This window comes from Amycolatopsis sp. CA-161197, assembly GCF_050942255.1.
Classification (GTDB): domain Bacteria; phylum Actinomycetota; class Actinomycetes; order Mycobacteriales; family Pseudonocardiaceae; genus Amycolatopsis.
The window spans coordinates 4,436,410-4,453,152 of record NZ_CP192059.1 but is presented as its reverse complement, the minus strand read 5'-3'; the positions used below and the strand labels follow the sequence as shown (position 1 = coordinate 4,453,152).

The 16,743-nt window shown below is 66.4% G+C and carries 17 protein-coding genes; 4 read left to right on the top strand and 13 right to left on the bottom strand.

Features of this window, described 5'->3' with window-relative positions; all coding sequences use genetic code 11:
- Positions 1-27: 27 nt before the first annotated feature.
- The 8 genes from ACQPXB_RS21280 to ACQPXB_RS21245 form a co-directional block, all read right to left on the bottom strand.
- On the bottom strand, positions 28-1,137 hold the full coding sequence (locus ACQPXB_RS21280) for a C40 family peptidase (protein ID WP_432854966.1): 1,110 nt from the start codon (positions 1,135-1,137) through the stop codon (positions 28-30).
- A gap of 3 nt (positions 1,138-1,140) precedes the next feature.
- Positions 1,141-1,941 (bottom strand): hypothetical protein, encoded by an 801-nt coding sequence (locus ACQPXB_RS21275; protein WP_432854963.1) that lies wholly within the window; start codon positions 1,939-1,941, stop codon positions 1,141-1,143.
- On the bottom strand, positions 1,931-3,469 hold the full coding sequence (locus tag ACQPXB_RS21270) for an ATP-binding protein (protein ID WP_432854960.1): 1,539 nt from the start codon (positions 3,467-3,469) through the stop codon (positions 1,931-1,933). The genes ACQPXB_RS21275 and ACQPXB_RS21270 overlap by 11 nt, the downstream gene beginning before the upstream one ends.
- Positions 3,466-4,962 carry an SCO6880 family protein gene (locus tag ACQPXB_RS21265; protein WP_432854957.1) on the bottom strand — a complete coding sequence of 499 codons (1,497 nt, stop codon included), beginning with the start codon at positions 4,960-4,962 and terminating at the stop codon, positions 3,466-3,468. The genes ACQPXB_RS21270 and ACQPXB_RS21265 overlap by 4 nt, the downstream gene beginning before the upstream one ends.
- Complete coding sequence (locus tag ACQPXB_RS21260; protein WP_432854954.1) at positions 4,959-6,284, bottom strand: hypothetical protein; 1,326 nt, start codon at positions 6,282-6,284, stop codon at positions 4,959-4,961. Before ACQPXB_RS21260 ends, ACQPXB_RS21265 begins: the two co-directional genes overlap by 4 nt.
- The gene (locus ACQPXB_RS21255) at positions 6,281-7,087 is read right to left on the bottom strand and encodes a hypothetical protein (protein WP_432854951.1); all 807 of its coding nucleotides are present in this window, start codon (positions 7,085-7,087) and stop codon (positions 6,281-6,283) included. Before ACQPXB_RS21255 ends, ACQPXB_RS21260 begins: the two co-directional genes overlap by 4 nt.
- Positions 7,084-7,377 (bottom strand): hypothetical protein, encoded by a 294-nt coding sequence (locus tag ACQPXB_RS21250; RefSeq protein WP_432854948.1) that lies wholly within the window; start codon positions 7,375-7,377, stop codon positions 7,084-7,086. Before ACQPXB_RS21250 ends, ACQPXB_RS21255 begins: the two co-directional genes overlap by 4 nt.
- Positions 7,378-7,466: 89 nt before the next feature.
- A complete protein-coding gene (locus ACQPXB_RS21245; RefSeq protein WP_432854945.1) occupies positions 7,467-8,135 on the bottom strand; it encodes a hypothetical protein in 669 nt (222 codons plus the stop codon).
- Positions 8,136-8,407: 272 nt separating this feature from the next.
- On the opposite strand from ACQPXB_RS21245, the gene ACQPXB_RS21240 reads away from it, so the two are divergent.
- The gene (locus tag ACQPXB_RS21240; protein ID WP_432854942.1) at positions 8,408-9,115 is read left to right on the top strand and encodes a hypothetical protein; all 708 of its coding nucleotides are present in this window, start codon (positions 8,408-8,410) and stop codon (positions 9,113-9,115) included.
- Positions 9,116-9,331: 216 nt separating this feature from the next.
- A complete protein-coding gene (locus ACQPXB_RS21235) occupies positions 9,332-9,835 on the top strand; it encodes a hypothetical protein (protein ID WP_432854939.1) in 504 nt (167 codons plus the stop codon).
- 119 nt (positions 9,836-9,954) lie between these two features.
- Here ACQPXB_RS21235 and ACQPXB_RS21230 read toward each other — a convergent pair whose 3' ends face one another.
- The 4 genes from ACQPXB_RS21230 to ACQPXB_RS21215 form a co-directional block, all read right to left on the bottom strand.
- Positions 9,955-10,824, bottom strand: coding sequence for a hypothetical protein (locus tag ACQPXB_RS21230; protein ID WP_432854936.1), 870 nt, complete (start codon positions 10,822-10,824; stop codon positions 9,955-9,957).
- Positions 10,821-11,312 (bottom strand): glycine-rich domain-containing protein, encoded by a 492-nt coding sequence (locus tag ACQPXB_RS21225; protein WP_432854933.1) that lies wholly within the window; start codon positions 11,310-11,312, stop codon positions 10,821-10,823. The genes ACQPXB_RS21230 and ACQPXB_RS21225 overlap by 4 nt, the downstream gene beginning before the upstream one ends.
- Positions 11,313-11,375: 63 nt before the next feature.
- Positions 11,376-11,633 (bottom strand): hypothetical protein, encoded by a 258-nt coding sequence (locus tag ACQPXB_RS21220; RefSeq protein WP_432854930.1) that lies wholly within the window; start codon positions 11,631-11,633, stop codon positions 11,376-11,378.
- Between the two features lie 1,358 nt (positions 11,634-12,991).
- Positions 12,992-13,306 (bottom strand): hypothetical protein, encoded by a 315-nt coding sequence (locus tag ACQPXB_RS21215; protein ID WP_432854927.1) that lies wholly within the window; start codon positions 13,304-13,306, stop codon positions 12,992-12,994.
- Positions 13,307-13,609: 303 nt separating this feature from the next.
- On the opposite strand from ACQPXB_RS21215, the gene ACQPXB_RS21210 reads away from it, so the two are divergent.
- Complete coding sequence (locus ACQPXB_RS21210) at positions 13,610-14,632, top strand: helix-turn-helix domain-containing protein (protein ID WP_432854924.1); 1,023 nt, start codon at positions 13,610-13,612, stop codon at positions 14,630-14,632.
- Positions 14,633-14,679: 47 nt separating this feature from the next.
- Here the strand turns inward: ACQPXB_RS21210 and ACQPXB_RS21205 are convergent, their stop codons facing one another.
- Positions 14,680-15,570, bottom strand: coding sequence for a 1-aminocyclopropane-1-carboxylate deaminase/D-cysteine desulfhydrase (locus tag ACQPXB_RS21205; protein ID WP_432854921.1), 891 nt, complete (start codon positions 15,568-15,570; stop codon positions 14,680-14,682).
- Positions 15,571-15,963: 393 nt separating this feature from the next.
- Here ACQPXB_RS21205 and ACQPXB_RS21200 point away from each other — a divergent pair, with 393 nt between their 5' ends.
- Positions 15,964-16,743 carry a transposase family protein gene (locus tag ACQPXB_RS21200; RefSeq protein WP_432854918.1) on the top strand — a complete coding sequence of 260 codons (780 nt, stop codon included), beginning with the start codon at positions 15,964-15,966 and terminating at the stop codon, positions 16,741-16,743.

The window sequence follows — 16,743 nt, the reverse complement described above, 5'->3', positions numbered from 1 at the left end:
CGCGCGGCCGGCGAACGGTCATGCGGGTCAGCTCCCTCCTGGTGTCGGGGAGGGCGTGGTGGGGTCGACGACCCTGCGGATCGCGACGATCCGGCCGGTCCAGGAGGTCAGGGGGCTGAGAATGACGCCGTGTTGCTCGTCGTAGGCGTCGACGACGAGGCCGTGTCCGATGAAGATGCCGACGTGACGGGGAACCGCAGCAGTCCCGAGCGCGCCGGGGATGAAGAGCAGATCGCCTGGCAGTACGTCTCCGCCGTCGGCAATAGCGTGCCCTGCTCGGACTTGGCTGAGGGTGCCCGCCGGGACCGCGACACCGGCCGCGGCCCAGGCGGCCAGAACGAGGCCCGAGCAGTCGTAGGAATCGGGGCCTTTCCCACCCCACTCGTACGGCTTGCCGAGTTGCGCGACGGTGAACGAGACAGCAGCGGCTTCGCGGGCGTCGGCCGGCAGCGTGAACCCCGGTGGGACCGTCTGCGCCCTTTTCCCGGGCGGGAGCGGCAGATCTGAGCTGCCGTGGTCGGGGCAGCCCGGTGTAGCGGCGACCGGTTCCGTGGCGCCGGGCGCCGGGACGGGGTTGTCCGGTCCGGTCCAGAATTTCGCAACGATGTCCGTTGCCTGTTGTTCGCGTGGGGCGTAGCGCTCGGGAAACCCGCTGTTCTGGACGGCTTGCTCGGCTTTCCCGGGCGGCATCGTGGCCCACCCCGGGACGGCGACGAGGTGATCGAGGAAGGCGTTGGTCGCGTAGACGGGGTCGAGGATCTGCGCGCGGGTGCCCCAGCCTTGCGACGGACGCTGCTGGAACACGCCGAGCGAGTCGCGGTCGCCATGGTCGAGGTTGCGCAGTCCGGACTCGACCAACGCGGTCGCGAGGGCGAGTACCGCCGCACGGCGCGGAAGCTGTCGTTGGCGTACAACGTCGACGATCGTGCGGGCGATGTCCATCGAGTCGGCATCCAGCACCTGCCGATCGATCTCTTGTCCCCCTCCGCCCGGCCCACCGTCGATGCATCCCGTGAGGGCGACCGTCGCGCTTGTGCTCTCCGGTGCGAGCACGGTGACGGCGACCGCTGCCGCCGGGAGCCCCACGACAACAACGGCTGACAGCACGACAGCGGCGATACCGTTGAGCCCGGCCATGGGTCAGAGGCCCAATCCCGCGTGCGAACCTTCGTCCTCAGCCGGCGGCTCCTCGAACCAGGACTCACGCAGCTCTTCGTCAGCCCGACGGTGCTCCTCCGACGACATCTCCTCGTCGTCGCTGAGGTGCTGGTCGAAGGTGTCGGCCGGCATGTCCGAGAGTGTCGTGTCGTCGTTCTGCTCGGCCAGAGCGCCGTTCAGAAGACCCTCGAAGATCGGCACAGAGTTGACACCAAAGGAGTAGCCGTCGACGGTGAACGGGCTCACCATCCGTTCGTTGTGGGGCGCAGAGTCCGGCCAGTCCCACTGCAGCGTCAGCTCGTGACCTCCGCTGCTATAGGTCTCGCGCTGGCCCGTTCTGCTCGCCTCGGTCTCGACGAGATCCCACTCTTGAGCGGCCAGCACCGGGTTGATGTCTTCTCGGCTCAAGCCTGTGACGACCCCGGCCGGTCGATAGGACGCACTGATCACGCTTGTGGAGTTCTGCTCACGGCCCGGCCCTCCGGGCAACTCGCGAAGATCGGTGTCAATGACTGAGCCGGATACCCTCGTGTTGTTGAGCATGTCTCCGAGCCCATCGGGAACGTCGGCGTACCCGCGGACTGCGGCGACGATCCGTTCAGGGTCGGTCACGTCCCCGATGTCGCCTCCGAGATCGAGGAGCCGCCGTTCCTCCCCATTGGCGTCGTTGCCGTCGATGACGTGGGCGTAGTAGGTCTGGAGGACGTTGTCCCATCCGACATAGATCTCTCGCTCGATCCCTGCGAACGCGCGGGGTTGCAGCCGGATTCGGCTATCCGCCACGGTGGGCCTCCCGGTTCCGAATCGGACGGGGAGGACGCCGCAGCTGGGCGTTGGTGTCGAACAGACGTTTCTCGAAGCTGGACAGGACCGTCTGGACCAGGTGTGCCGGGTGGTTCTCGATCTTCCAGAGGGCACGCCCGCGACGTTCGTTGACCGGACCGACCAGTCGCTGCCGCTCGGGTGGCGTCAAGCTGATTGCGGCGGCGAGCTCGTCGGCGACGTGAGTGGACTGTCCGAACAGGACACGGGTCGAACAGAGGGCAATGAGGTCCTTGGCGATCGCGACGGCTTGTGAGCCGGACGCGCCAACGGATAACAGGTCCGACAGCTTGTGCAACACCAGGATCTGGATGGTCTGCTCGAGGCGCGAGAGCCGGAGCTCGGCGTCGATTGCGGCCACCGCGCGCGGCCCGAGCCGCAGCTGACGCCAGCTTTCATCACGGACGACGATGCGGAGCTGCCCGTCCGAACGAAGATCGGTCGCAAGTGACGACCAGGCACCCAAACAGGTGAGCGCGATCGCGACGACCCTGTCGCCCCGGGACCGCAACTGCGAGAGATCCATGCTCTGCACCGGCGCGTTCCAGTCGAGCACGATGTTCGTGGGCGCGTCGAAGAGCCCGGCGAGCGGACCGGAGACGAGGTTCCCGAGCGCATCGGTGATCGACCGCAGCTCGTCGAGGAAGTGTCGTCGATCGGCGAACCGGAGATCGCGCCAGAGCTGCGCGTCGGGATCGGCGAGTTCACGGTGGACGTCCGGGACGGTGACGGGACGCAGGCGCGTAGACCCGGCGCTGGCGCCGACGAGCCGGTGCAGGACGACCGCGAGTGCGGCTTCGTCGGTGACGGTGGGTGAGTAACCCTGCGATTCGGCCAATGCGGCCAGCAACTGGCCCCAGCGGGCGAGGACGCCGTCGAGTTCGCTGCGTTGCCTGCTCGCAGGCCAGGAGTCCCAGTGCGCGGCGAGTGGTCCCAGGTCGAGGGCGTTGATCCGCGCCGTGCTGGAGCCGCCGAGCGCGATGGGCGTCGCACCGAGCGCCTTGACCACCGGGGTGTACTCGCCTTTGACGTCGCCGCTGATCAGAGTTCTGACGCCGAAATTGAGCATTCTGAGGATGAAGGCGACGACGGTCGACGACTTCCCTCGCCCCGGTTCCCCGAACAGGGCGACGTTCGGATTGGTGGCGTAGGCGCCGCGGAGCACCCACTCGACCGGATGGCAGTAGAACGCCCCGCCGGAGAGGACGTCGTACCCGATGCGCGCGCCCACCGCCGGAAGCGGGCTCGCGGCGAGCAGCGGGAAGAGGCCCCCGATCTCGTGGGTGCTGGCTTGGTACACCGGGAGCGGAGCCAGGACGGGTGACCAACCACGGCCAAGACGCGCGTGGCCACGACTCGGCGCCGCCGCGCCGTTGATCCTCTCCCGACGACCGGGCTCGGGCGGTGTCCACGGCACGTGGAGTTGGGGGGCGACGCCGAACATGCCGAGCAACTCGGTCGCGCTGCGCTCGTGCGCGCGGCGCGTCACAGCCCGCTCCCGCGAAGTTTCGGCAAACCGATGCCGACGGGAAGAACCGCGGTCACGAATCCGGAGTCCTGAGCGAGGTCCATCCGCAACAGCTCGAACCGGCCGGCGATGTCGTTCTCCATGCGCGCGGCGTGATCCTCGACGTTCCACTCCTCGGGCACCGACACCGCGGCAGCGACCGCGAAACGCACGAGGCCGTGGCCGGCAGCGACCGCGCGCTCTTGCGCGCGGGCTCCGGAGGCAGCGCGGGTGTCGGTCGCGGTCGTGGTGAAGCCTTTGGACCGCTTCCAGTCGGTCATCACGCCGGCACGGAACCTCCCGGCCCGTACCGCGCCACGGGCGCGGCGCGGAGACAGCGCTTCATAGTGGAGGGCCAGCGACCGGCGCTCCCCCGCAGTTCGTACGGCCAGCAAACCGCCCAGCGACCCGAAAACCGTTCCCGTCTCCGGCATCAACACCGCATACGACACCGTCGCGAAGCCGTCGTGGCGGTACACCCGTGCGGTCGGCGACGGTGCGCGTCCCGGCCCCGCAACCGCCCAGGGAACGCCGGCGCGCGCTCCGTGCCCGCGTGCGGCCAGCACCGCGGCCGAGGCCGGGCTGAACCCGGTGCGGATGGCTTCGGCCAGTCCCCCGCCGGACAGCCAGGTCACTCGCTGGGCTCCGAGGCCTCGAAGCTTGTCCTCGAGCCCGTCGAGCACGCGGTAGAGGACCATCGCCCGGCCGTCGACGCCGCCGCCGGCCGCTGCCGCAGGCCGACGGAGCGCGTGTTCCGGCCCCGTGAACGTGACGAACACCTCGTGCCGCACCGAGCCTGCACCCACCGTGCGATCCAGCTCCCGCGCCGCTCGGCGCGCGACGGTCGGCACATCACGAACCTCGTGCGACGCGCACCACGCCGCGTACTCCGCGCCGGTGTCCGGGACCGTGCGAACCAGCAGCGACATCCGGTCGATGAGTTCCCGGTTCGCCAGCGTGCCCAGCAGGCCGCCGAGCCGGTCGGCCAGCCGTTGGCATTGCGCGTCCGACAGCATCCCGACCCCGGTGTGCGAGAGCTTCGCTGTCGCGCCCCACCGGCCGTCGGCCGTGTCGTGGATCAGGCAGATGCGTCCGAGGTCGCGCATCGGCGGCCCGTCGGGAAACCTCAGGCGGGCCAAGGTCCCCGGCAGGTCGGGTTCGGATGGATCGACCGCGTGCCCCGCTGCGGCACGAGATTGCCAACGAGACCATCCGAAGGCGACGCCGACCTGGAACAGGAGAACGTGCGCCAGCCACTGAACGGCGGGTCGCCCCCGCACCGGGATGATCACCAACGCGATCGCTGGGCCGCACCACAGTACCGCCAGCAACGCACTGGCCAAGTCCCCGTTGGACAGAGCCACGACGACCGGGAGGCCGAGACCGACCGTGGCGACCGCCTGGCCCGGTCGAAGGCCCAGAAGCCACCCAGCCCGCTCACGCCGAGCAAGTCCTGTGTAGACACGGGTGCTCACAGCATCTCCTCCGGTCCTGCAGCCGGCCCGGAATCTCCGTCGTCCTCGTGGGAACTGGGCTCCGCTGCCTCGCCGAGGTCGGAGACCTCAGGAGGTTCAGGGAGGTCGACGTTGTCGGCTACTTCGTCAGGCAGAGGTGGTTCGGCGAGCTCCTCACCGTCGTCGACCAACTCCGATGCCTCCGCGTCAAGCGGATCGTCGTCGCCGGACCTCGGCTCATCGTCTTCGGGGATCGGCTCGTCGTCCTCCGAAGCGCTGTCGGCGCCTTGCTCGAACCGATCTACGTTGGCCTGCTCCTGGGTGTTGTTCGCGTCGTCCTCGTCGCCTTCGTCGTCGTTGCCGCGTTGTCTCAGCCAGTCCTTCAGGTTGTCGAGCACATTCGAACCGACTTGGCTCGGCAAGCTGTCCGGTCCGTAGGGATGCGCACCGGCGTCGGCCGCGGCATCGCGGATCGCGTCGCCGGCCTCGGTGTTCGGGTCCACAAAGGCGAACAGCCTGAACAGGACGAACGGTGTCCACAGAGAGATCAGCAGGACCATCGTCCCCGCCACCAACCCGACGAATCCCTGCGCGCCGCCCTCCACCGCAACACCTACCGCGATGACCAGAGCGATCGCGGGCTTCAAGAAGATGAGGGCCAACAGGACCCGGCAGCCCTTCCAAAACCACTTCGAGGTGGCTCGAGCGACCAGACCCGCGGCCAGGAGCGGGATCGTGATCACGACGATGTAGATCGAGGCCTCACGCAGCACCATCTCGAAGCCGAGGCCGAAAGCCGCGGGGAACGTGCCGGCCAACCCGAACAACCCGAGAACCGCGGCTTTCAGGGTGTCCGACGCCGGGTCGGGCAGATTCAGCCCGTGAAGCGCATCGGCGAACTTGTCCGAATGCAGCCCGAACTGCAGGATTGCGGTCGTCAGTTCATCGGCCACGGCAAGGAACGCGGCCACCACGCCCACCGAAACCGCGAGCGTCACTCCGTACTGGATCGGCCCCGAAACAAGCCGCACGAAGCCACGGCCGCCACGCAGCACGGTCACGATGAGCTGCCAGAAGAACAACCCCATCGCCAGAGCCCCGCTCACCCACAGCATGAACGGCCACAGGATCGACACGGGCCCGTCCGTCTTCGAAACAGTGAAGACCGTGAGCTTGTCGATGAACTCCAACACGTTGCGCAGAACGAAAAGCGCACTCGACCAGATCTGCTGCATGATCCAGTCGAAGGCATTGCCGGCGGCAACCGCCAAGCCTCGGCTCGCCGCGTCGCCCGCGGCTTCACCGAGATTCCCCAGCCCCCGCAGCCAGTCGAGCGGATTCATCGGCCGACCCCAGCGAGCAGGCGATAACCGGCGCCAGCGGCCTCAGCGGTGCCCGGCCACGCCGACGCCGCATACGCTGCCCGCGGCCCGTCACTGATCCGCCATCCCGACCCGGCCCACAGCATCGCCTGGCAATCGCCGACGCCCAGCCGCGCCCCGTAGCCGTGAACGTCAGTCGACAGCTCTCCCAGCACGCAGGCGACGACGTACCGTCCTCCGTCTGCTGTGCCCTTGATCAGCCCCTCGGTCACCTCGTAGCGCACCGCCAGCTCGGTACGTACTTCGCCCGCGCTCAGCCCCGCGGCCTGGCGGAATCGGGCGAGCACCGTGTACAGACCAGACTCGGCCACCGGTGGCGCCCCGGACACAGCCAGCTCCGCATACGCACGGGCGTAGGTATCCGGGTCACCACCGTTCACACCGGCCTCGTCGAGAGCAACGAGCTGCGCGAGCGCGCCCTCGGGCGACAGAGGGAACGCTGCAGGAATCCACGGCCCGCCAGTGGCGGACGTCGGCACAATGATCGGCGCGCCTGGGGATTCCGCCAGTGCATGCGGTTGCGCAGCGGACGCAGGTAGCCACACCATCAAGCGCGTTGCCAGCGCTTGCTCGGCTGCGGCGTCCCGGCCGACGCCCGAGGGCGCGATCATCACCGGCGTCGGAGCAGCTGTTGGAGAAGCTGTGCGGTAGTGGTCGACGACCAGCGAGGCGACGATCGCCACGACGGCGATAAACGCCATGGCCGCGACAATCAGACGGGTTCGTGCACGCCGCGCCGCCCGGCCGTCCGCTCCGGCGGTCATTGCGGAGCCTCGGCAAATCCGTTGATGATGGTCCAGCCCAGGCCGTAGAGGAGCGCGCCGCTGATGGCGCACAGCATCATGACCAGGCCGACCTTGCCCGCGCGGTGATGGTCCACCCACCTTCCGCCGGCCCACACGATCAGTCCGACGAAGAATCCGATGAGCAGCGCGATCGCCGCGCCCCACTTGGCGTTTCCGACCAAGTCCAGGATGCGGTCCGCTCCCGGTGGCGGCTTCGGACCCGGGTTGGGAATCTGAGCCAGCCAGAAAGCCACTAGATTCACGAGCATCGCGTCTCCCCGTGCCGTGTCTGGCACGAGCCAGACGGCGAAGCGGGGAGGGCTTCGGACGTGTCGGTGGTGGAGCAGGTCTTCCTTGATCAGCGGGACAGCGGCCGAGCGTTCACCTGAAGCCAACAGTCGATCAGGGGTTGCATGGGCCTGCGTAGTCGATCCGGTGTAACCGCGGCCGTGACTCCGTCAACGGCCGCGCCCGAATCCGAAGGCACGAAGACGGCGGCGGGCATTAGCGCCTGCATTCGTGGGCCGGCGCTCGCGAGGACCCGTCCGGGCCACTTGCGCACGCCGATCACGACGAGTTGTTGAGGCAGCACCACCTGGCCGTGCCGACTCCACTGTTCGAACCGAGCCAGCACCTGCTCCGCATGGACCACGCCGGGAACGCTGGCGCGCACCACCAGCACCGGATGCGTCCCGCTGGGGAACGGCGCCAGCCAAGCACCTGGCCCAAGCGCCGGGTTCACAGCCAAGCGCCACGCGTCCCAGGCGACATCCACAACCGTCAAGCCGACTCGATGCCCCGCCGGCAACCAGAAGGACGGCGACGGAACACCGCTCACTTCCAGTGCGGGCGCCGCAGTCTCGGCTCGAGCGACGAGCGCTTGAGCACGCCAGGAGAACCGCATTCGAGTGGTCGCGCGAGGGCCGGGTTGCGCCGAACCGTCGGACCGTGTTGCTCGAGCCAGGCCGGAACGCGCGGGATCGGCGGTGTCGGCAAGCAGGACGGCGTGGCCCTTGAGCTGCGCCAAGTCCGACAACGCCGCTGCTACCGTCGTCGCGCCCGCTCCCGGCGAAGCGGCAAGGACGGGAACGACGACCCCGAAATCACCCGGCGCTCGAGCCGATCGGGCCCGCATGGGCACTTGACCTGCGAGAATAGGACTCGCCGATGAAGTCACCTCGCTCATCTCCCCACATGCCCGACGCTGTCCGGACTCGCGGTGCGAGCTCGGAGAGCGATCAAACCTTGCCGAGGAGGGCAGTCAATGCGAAAGTTGTATCATCGCGTTGACATCTTCAGGTGAGCGTAGACGCCACACAGAGATTGTCAACCAACCGGCCCGGCGAGGCAAGGAGCACCACTTCGATGGCAGGAAAGCCGGCAACGCCTGCCCAGGTCGACGGCGACACCCCCGTCCCCGAACGCTACGGGCGAGTCCAGGCCGCGCTCGTCGAGTCGCTGCTGGCCCTGCCGACGTTCGCCGAACGCCTTTCCTACCTGCTTGACAGGCAGTCCGACATCTACACGCGCGACGGCACCGTCGTGATCGACCCAGCCGTGATCGAGAGGGACGCCGACCAGCTGGCACGCCACACCCCGTCGAACGCCTTCATCGCCGAATGGGTGCAGTTCCACAGCGGCACCACGTTCTCCCGCAGCGCTATGTCGCAGCTGCGCACCGGCCGCCGACCCACACCTCGCACGGCAATCGCGAACGCACTCGCCGACTTCTGGCGCATCGACCCGCGACTCCTCGACCCCACCGTCCCAGCCGAGCGCTTCGCCGAAGCGACGGCTGCTGACGACACTGACATCACACCGAACGACCTCGACAGCGTCGACAGTCGGACCTGGGAGCTGATGAACGAGATCGGCTTCCAAGGCGTGCGTCCCCGCGAAGTCTCGACCGTGTTCAGCGCGACCACGGAAGAGCAGAAGCTGGCATTCCTCGATGTCCTGGAGGGAATCGCCAAGCACCAGCGCGAGACCAAACCCACGGCTGACTGACGGTCCCGAACAAGGTCACCTCCTAACCAGACGTGCCGCTGTCGACACCAAAGCTCATGCGACGGTCGGTGTTCGAACGAAGCTGAGTAGTCGATCGTGTCGCGACCGTACCCGCCAAGATGGCGCAGACTTCATGCCGAAATGACGCCGCTGCGGGAGATGTTTGTGTCACCTGAACCACTCGCAACAACTCCCGACGCCCGGCTCGGGAGCGCCATGACGGCACTCGCCGTTCGGCATGATCCAGAGCTCCAGCACCACCCGCTCCAATGGGTACGGCGCAACGGCATCATCGTCGGCCACCCAACTCGCTCGATGGCCCCTGCGGAGCGGGCAACCTGGGTCCGTCGTTGGGCCAAAGCGATCGGCCTGCGCCCGTCGCGGGAGCGGGCCTCGCAGGCGCATCCTTTGCGGTTTCGGGGAACCGTGGAGACCCTCAAGGTGGAACTTCACCACGACACGGCTTCAGCTCCCCCTTCGTGGGGCGTGCACGAAGTTCATTCGCGAAGGATTCCTCCGCCTTTCGACAACCTGGTCGAGCAGACCAAGGTGTATCCGGCGCCAGTTCACCGTCCTGAACAGCGCGAACACCGAACCAGGTTCTCCCTCGGCACCCAAAGCGTTCCCCCGTCACACGGGGAGCGGCGCACCACCGATTTCCCACCGCAGCGGGGTCGCTTCTGCGGCGAACTGAAGCTGCCCCCAGGCCACGAGCATTGACTGCTCAGCCAGCGAACCAGGCTGAGCCTGCGCGCCCGTGACGAACTGAAACGTTGAGCTCGAGGTGGGCGTGTTTGCCTTCCACCGAAGCCCGTCCACACTCAGCTCAAGCTAGCTGCTCACAGCCGATGGGCCACGTAATCCTTCGCCGCAGAGCTGAGCCGGTCGGCTCCGGGAAAGGCATCCGTGACGCACCGATAGCTCCACAGACCCGCGACGTAGCAGGCGAAAGCCGATAGGGCCTCGCTCGTTGCGTTCGCCCAGCTCCGGGCACCTTCCGCCCATCGTTCAGCGTCGGCAGGTGCGTGACCTGCAGCAATCAGGCGAATGACCAGGAATGCGACATCCACCCACGCCGCACCGGTGGCAGGCCGACCCCAATCGATCACCCGGGCCGACTCCGCCGAGCCAGAGATCACGAACTGGTGCTCGTGCAGATCAGTGTGCAACAGCGCATCGCCCCGCACGAAGCCCGCGGCGGCTTCGGACCGCTCGGTCATCTCGTCGAGATTCCAGCCCCTGAGGTGTTCGGGCTCGACCTCGGCCAGTTTGACCCACCAATCCGCTGTCGACCACCGATCACTCAGGGCCGGTGCGCTGCGGCCGTCCAGCTCGCCGATACGGGCAACGGTCGCCGCGACCAGGTCCAGGTCGGCGGAACCAGGCGAGAGGTCAGCCGCACGCCCAGCCACGAACTCCGACCCGACGATGAACCAGTCCGGCTCGACGTCCACGGAGAAGCGTGTCGCCGGCGCCAAACCTGCGGTTAGGCCGCCGAAACTTGCTTCGTTGCGAAGCCATCTCATCCGGAGGCTGACACCCTTGACACCCTTGAGAAACACTCTCTCGTGGTCGCTGTCGACCACAAGCGCAAGGTCGCAGTTCATCCCCTGTTCGATATCCCGAACGACGGTGACATCGCCGAGGTGCGCCCGCACTGCGTCCTGGGCCGCGGCGGGCAAAGCATCCCACCCGTATCGTTCGATCACGCGGAGACCGTATCCGGTCGGACCGGGTGATGGTGGCACCCGGTGTTGCCACCGGAGTGTGTGCACCCCTGCTTGCACTGAGAGCACTTCGCAGACACGTCCCAAAGGTCGAGGTCGACTGCGAACCCGGCCTCACGAATAGCCTGCACCGAGCGGTTCACATTCTCCTGGGGCTGCAGATCATTCGGTGTGACGCTCATAGGCGTCGGATCGTGGTGCAGGAAGTAGCCGGCGATCCGCCGACAGAACGCGTCGTACTCCTTGGTGTAGAGGATGAACGCATGCCACCCAATGTCGACCGTGCTGCTCGGGGAGAGGGGCTCGGTCGACCTGGCACACGCTGCCAGGAACGCCAGGGCTTGATCCACGATGCGCGTGGCGTACTCGGCCGTCACGGCTCGCTCACGCACGATTCGGTGCACCAACTGGTCGAACAGTTCTTCGGACACAAGGCCTTGTCCTGTGAAGTCGTCCACGGAGATCGTCATTGCATAGTCCTTCCGTTGTCGATTGTCGAGCTTCAAGGCGAGCCAACCGCTTGACGAGGTGCACTAGGTGCGAACCAGCTCGCTGGCGCGGTGGCGCGCCAGCGCGCTCGCGAACAACTTCCAGGCCGCTAGGTCAAACATCGTGTAGGCGTAGCCATTACGACGGTCGCTGCTCCGCACCCGAGTGATCCACACCGGGTGACCGCTCTCTTCGGTGGTCCTGCCGTAGTCCCCATTCAGGCCCACCGGGCCTGAGAACTCGAACCACTCGTGCACCGTGCTTGCAAGTTCGGCGCGCGTGCACCGTTCCTTCTGCTGCATGACTTCCCCCCTCTGTCCCTCCAATTTCGACACCTGGTGAACGCGCCAGCGTCACCACACCCACGGCTTTCCGGCACGGCTAGGTTCTCTTCACACCCTCATGTCGACGGATGCTCGTCACCGGTCCAAGGCCCCACGGCGGGTGCGTCAGGATCGTTCTCAGGCCATAACCACAAAACCTCGGTCCATGCCTGGCTGGCGATCCAGTCATGGAGCGGACGTGGACGAGGCGTGGCCCACTGCTCGTCGTCCGCGGAATCAGCCTTTGGCTTCGGTGTGGGATTCTTCCGCCAAAAGGCTGAACCGTTCATCTGCTCCGGATTCAGACGAGGCGTTGCCGCCGAACTTGCGCGACAGGTCGAATACCGTGATCATGCCCCTTGGATTTCCGCCAGAGTCGAAGCGTCTCACCTAGCGCCACCTGCACCTTTGCTTGCTCGCCTGCTTGGTAGTTGAGGTAAGACGGTTCACGCACCCACGTCGTCGTACCGCCCGGGAGGCGAGCAGGCGGCAAGGGCACAACCCGGCCGGCCGGAAGCAGCTCGACGCCGACCAGGTCCTTCAGTTCGTCTGCAAGCTCTCGACAGCGCGAGACTACAATCCGGGTTCCGAAGGAGCCCCTGATGACCGGGCTGTCAAGTATGGACCGGATCCGATGCTCGAACGCATACGACAGGCATTCGGACGCCACGTGGATCAGATCGAAGTCTTCACCAGTCCGCGTCAGAATGCTGTACGGCGCAACCGTCCACCACGATCGAACTGCCGGAACGTCTCGGTAGGATCGTCTCGCACGCGAAACTGGCTCCAGGCCAGGCACTTTCTGCGCGTTGTGTCCTACCGTGAACGAGTGTCCATTCCAAACGGAGCCGGGGATCACACTCCAGCCATGCGAGGCGTACTCGATGGCCTGTTCCCTCAGCCGGTTGTGCCGTGGGTCAATGATCGGTCGAGGCATTCCGGTTCAGTGTCCTTGTCCTTCGATCAGACGGGAAGCTGGAACGCGATGAGGCCGGGGGACATGCCGGGGATCATCACCTCGGCCCCATCGCGAGACATTGAGTGACAAACGCCAGGGGCCCAAAGAGCGAGCCCGCCCAGACCTCGTGCGCGATCGACGGGACCCAGTGCGCCGTTCGAAGCTGCGCAAACTCAGCCGGGCAACCAAAACCAGTCGACATCCCGGACAGAGAGGTTTCGGCGAGTCAGTCATCGCAGCGGCAGGGAATTCCGCGGAACACAAACCTCGGTAGATTCCAGTGTGAGACCGCAGGCCTTCGGCCATGGCATCGTCGTCGACCAGGTGATCTTCGGGTCCGCCCGCTGCGGTCACCCGTATCGGCAACGCGAGTGCTGGACTAGTCATCGAGACAACTCCCCTGGGGTGCCGGGGCTGTTGACAGAACTTCGTTAACGACCATCGCCACCTCGCCGTCCACCTGCCAAAACGGCCGCGGCGAATTGCCCGACAGAGCACTTTCGGCCCACCGAGCGCCGCTTGATCGAGTCATCGACTCGACTTTGATCGTTTCGACATGGCCTGCGCCTACCCGCTCGAAGAACAGGAACGAAACCTCCTGCAGCGGCACACGCACGAATCCAGCCTCGACCGCGCGCTGCAGCGCCTCGAGATGCGGTTGTTCCTCGGACGTCGTCGCCGTCTTCTCGTTCACAGGTGATCCACCCCTTCCGCCCGTCGCCCAGCTGGTGAACGGCAACACGGCTCGAGCCTTCAGTCCGGACCAAGTTGACGGTGTCCACCAGGAGGCGGATCGCCTTGGCACAGGACCGCGAACTCGCCGACCCGTCTAAACCATCCACCAAGTTGCCTGCAACAACGAAACCGCAGGTCAGGGGAACAAACCACCCGAGCAAACAGTGATCTTGACGGCAGAACATCCCTGTTCAACCGGGAGAGATTGCACAATACTGGGATCGGCGTATGGTCCGCGCATCCCCGGCAAAGGAGGACGGCCATGTCATCGGCGACGCGCAGCGTTCGCGGCGAGCAGCGGCAATTGTCCGCGCAACTGCGGTCGCAGTCAAAGACATGGGCCGAGGTGGCCCACGCCTTTGCCGAGCGCTACCACACCAACATGCGCACCGCTCTGCGGTTAGCCCACGGGTGGAGCCAGCGCGAAGTGGCTGAGCGCTGGAACGCGCGCTGGCCGGCGGACCCCAAGACGTTCAAGGCGATTTCCTACTGGGAGGTGTGGCCGGCGCCGACTGGGCATGCACCTTCTCTCGACGTACTCAGCCGACTGTCCGAACTGTACGAGTGCCGCGCAGCTGACCTCTTGGCTGACGTCGCAGACTTCCGACCGTCTGACCCCGTCCACGAACAACAACAGCAGCTGGCCGCTTTGCAACGGCCCGCCGACTCGCCTTTGCACGAATTCGTCGAGCAACTCGAATCTGTCGACGTCCATGAGCTCGCCCGCATGGCCACAGCGTGGGTTCACGGGAGCGGCAGCGGGGTCAGCCGTCGCGCCTTGCTCCTCAAGGTCAGTGCGGCGCTGTCGCTCGCATCGGCAGCCTCCGCGGTGACAGACGAACCAGCGACCGAACACTCACCTCAGCTCTCGGCTGCCGGTGATGATTTCGCCGGGATCTGGCACAGCCGCTACGTCTACCCGAGCTCAGGCCGCGGCAAGAACTTCACCGGCGAGCACTACGTGATGCTGCGCCACCAAGGATCGCGGCTCATCGGGCAGAGCGTGCCCCACTCCACCGGTTCTCGGCTGCGGCTCGACCTCGCCATCGACAAGGCCGTGGTCACGGGCACCTGGCGGGAACTGACTTCGCCTACCGGCTACTACCAGGGCGCGGCTTACCACGGCACGCTGCAAATGGTGATCGACCCGGCCGGTCGGCAGATGAAGGGGATGTGGCTCGGCTTCGGCCGCGACTTCTCCATCAACAGCGGGGAGTGGCACCTGACCTGGCGTGACGCCGCCGCGACCAAGCAGACGCAACGGGCGTACTACGACAAGGCGTGAACCAGCATGGCTGCACACCCACACCGCGACTACCTTACGCCAGCCGCCTAGCTCAGAACGGCGACGGCGGTCGTGCCCTGCGCGAACTCCCCGGCGGCTATCCGCTGAAAGAGCCCATACATCATCTTCGCCTCGTACACCCAGTCGAGTAGCACGCCGTGCCGATCCGCAAAGTCAGCGATGAAGGTGTCGAGCTCCGGCTTGCGCTTGGCGTAGCCGCCGAAATGGAAGTCGCAGTCAATCGCCCAGTTTCGTGTCTCGACCCCGAAGGCTTCGAACTGCAACCGGCGGACCTCACCCTCGAGAAACCCGCCGCCCTTCAGCACCGCGAATCCGATAGCCCGGCGGCGGGGGGCGAGAGCCGAGGCGATACCCGCGAGCGTGGCGCCGGTGCCGGCGGCGCAACAGATGACGTCGAAGTCAGTAGTGATCTCGGCCGGCAACTCGGCGCAGCCTCGAACAGCCAGAGCGTTGCTGCCGCCCTCCGGCAAGAGGTAGAAGGGGCCGAACTGCTCACGGAGGTCGGCCAGGACGTCCGGCTCCGCCTTGCGTCGATACGTCGTGCGGTCGAGGTAGCTCAGCACCATCCCTTGATCCCTCGCGTACGCCAAGGATTCATTGAGCGGGCGGTGTTCCTCGCCGCGAACGACGCCGACGGTGCCGAAACCAAAGCGCCTACCGGCCGCCGCAGTGGCACGGAGGTGGTTCGAGTACGCGCCGCCGAACGTCAGCAGCCGACCGTGACCTTCCTCGCGCGCCGCGGCCACGTTGTACTTCAACTTGCGCCACTTGTTGCCCGGGAAGTCAGGGTGAATGAGGTCATCGCGCTTGAGCAGCAAGCGGACGCCGTACGAACCCAGCCGCTCGTCACGCAGCTCAACGAGCGGGGACGGGAGCTTCACCGCGAGCTGATCCGCATCACCACGACTGGTATCCACCCGCCCGAGCATACGAGCCGCCCGCGACGCCACGAGGACTGCTTCACCTATTTCTCGAGGTCCGGCGGCAGTGGCACTCCGGACATGATGGCCTCGGGAGATCAAAAAGGTGCCTTATTTGTCCAGTTTGCACGCATGTCGAGCCCCGAAGCGGTCGAGCAGACCGGTGGCGAAGCAAAACTGGAACCTCGGCTTCGCGCGTCACGATCCGCCGCCAACTCCACCTCCCTGGAGCCGTCGCGAACCCACTCCCCCAGACCCGACCAGGCGCACGACATCAACCGGAGGAACATCTCCGAGAGGCGACGGAGCTCGTTCTCCCAGCAACCCCAGCTAAGTGATGTCTCGTAACCCGGTTTAAGCCCGGCCACAGTGATCGTTGATCATGTAGTTGTGCAGGTGATCTCGGCATCGCGTTCGGAATGGATCGTCCCGTTCACGGGGCTGGAACCAGGTCAGTTCAGGAAGCTGGTGCGGCTGGTGGCGCAACGGGGTGGTGGGGAGATCGCCGACGGGCGGCCTGGCCGGCAGTGGCGGCTGGACCTGGCCGATCGGGTCCTGCTGGTCGCGACCTACTGGCGGACAAACCTGACCATGCGGCAGATCGGCCCGCTGTTCGGGGTCTCGCACTCCGCCGCCCATCGGGTGATCGACACGATCGGCCCGCTGCTCGCACTGGCTCCGGTGCGTAAACGCCGGGTAGATGCTGTCGCGATCGTGGACGGCACCCTGGTTCCGACCCGGGATCACCGGCTGGCGGCACCGTCGAAGAACTACCGGTACTCGGCGAACGTGCAGGTCGCCATCGATGCCGACACCAGGCTGGTCATCGCGACCGGTGATCCCTGGCCTGGCAACCGCAACGACTGCACCGTCTACCGCGATTGCGGGATCGAGGAGAAAATCAGCGACCGGCCGGTGATGGCCGATGGTGGCTACCAGGGCAACTCGAACGTGAACATGCCGTACCGCAAGCCCCGCGACGGCACCGATCTTCCGGAATGGAAGGAAGAACTCAACGCCGGGCATCGCAAGGTCCGGGCCCGTGTCGAGCACGCGCTGGCGCGGATGAAGTGCTGGAAGATCCTGCGGGACTACCGGCGCGCCGCCATCACGCTGGGCGACACGGTGTCCGGAATCGCACACTTGCACAACATCCTCCTCGCTGGCTGA

Coding starts and splice junctions, on each gene's coding strand:
- ACQPXB_RS21220 (WP_432854930.1), bottom strand. CDS start 11,633: ATGCAGCAGAAGGAACGGTGCACGCGCGCCGAACTTGCAAGCACGGTG.
- ACQPXB_RS21280 (WP_432854966.1), bottom strand. CDS start 1,137: ATGGCCGGGCTCAACGGTATCGCCGCTGTCGTGCTGTCAGCCGTTGTT.
- ACQPXB_RS21225 (WP_432854933.1), bottom strand. CDS start 11,312: ATGACGATCTCCGTGGACGACTTCACAGGACAAGGCCTTGTGTCCGAA.
- ACQPXB_RS21255 (WP_432854951.1), bottom strand. CDS start 7,087: ATGACCGCCGGAGCGGACGGCCGGGCGGCGCGGCGTGCACGAACCCGT.
- ACQPXB_RS21260 (WP_432854954.1), bottom strand. CDS start 6,284: ATGAATCCGCTCGACTGGCTGCGGGGGCTGGGGAATCTCGGTGAAGCC.
- ACQPXB_RS21235 (WP_432854939.1), top strand. CDS start 9,332: ATGACGGCACTCGCCGTTCGGCATGATCCAGAGCTCCAGCACCACCCG.
- ACQPXB_RS21250 (WP_432854948.1), bottom strand. CDS start 7,377: ATGCTCGTGAATCTAGTGGCTTTCTGGCTGGCTCAGATTCCCAACCCG.
- ACQPXB_RS21210 (WP_432854924.1), top strand. CDS start 13,610: ATGTCATCGGCGACGCGCAGCGTTCGCGGCGAGCAGCGGCAATTGTCC.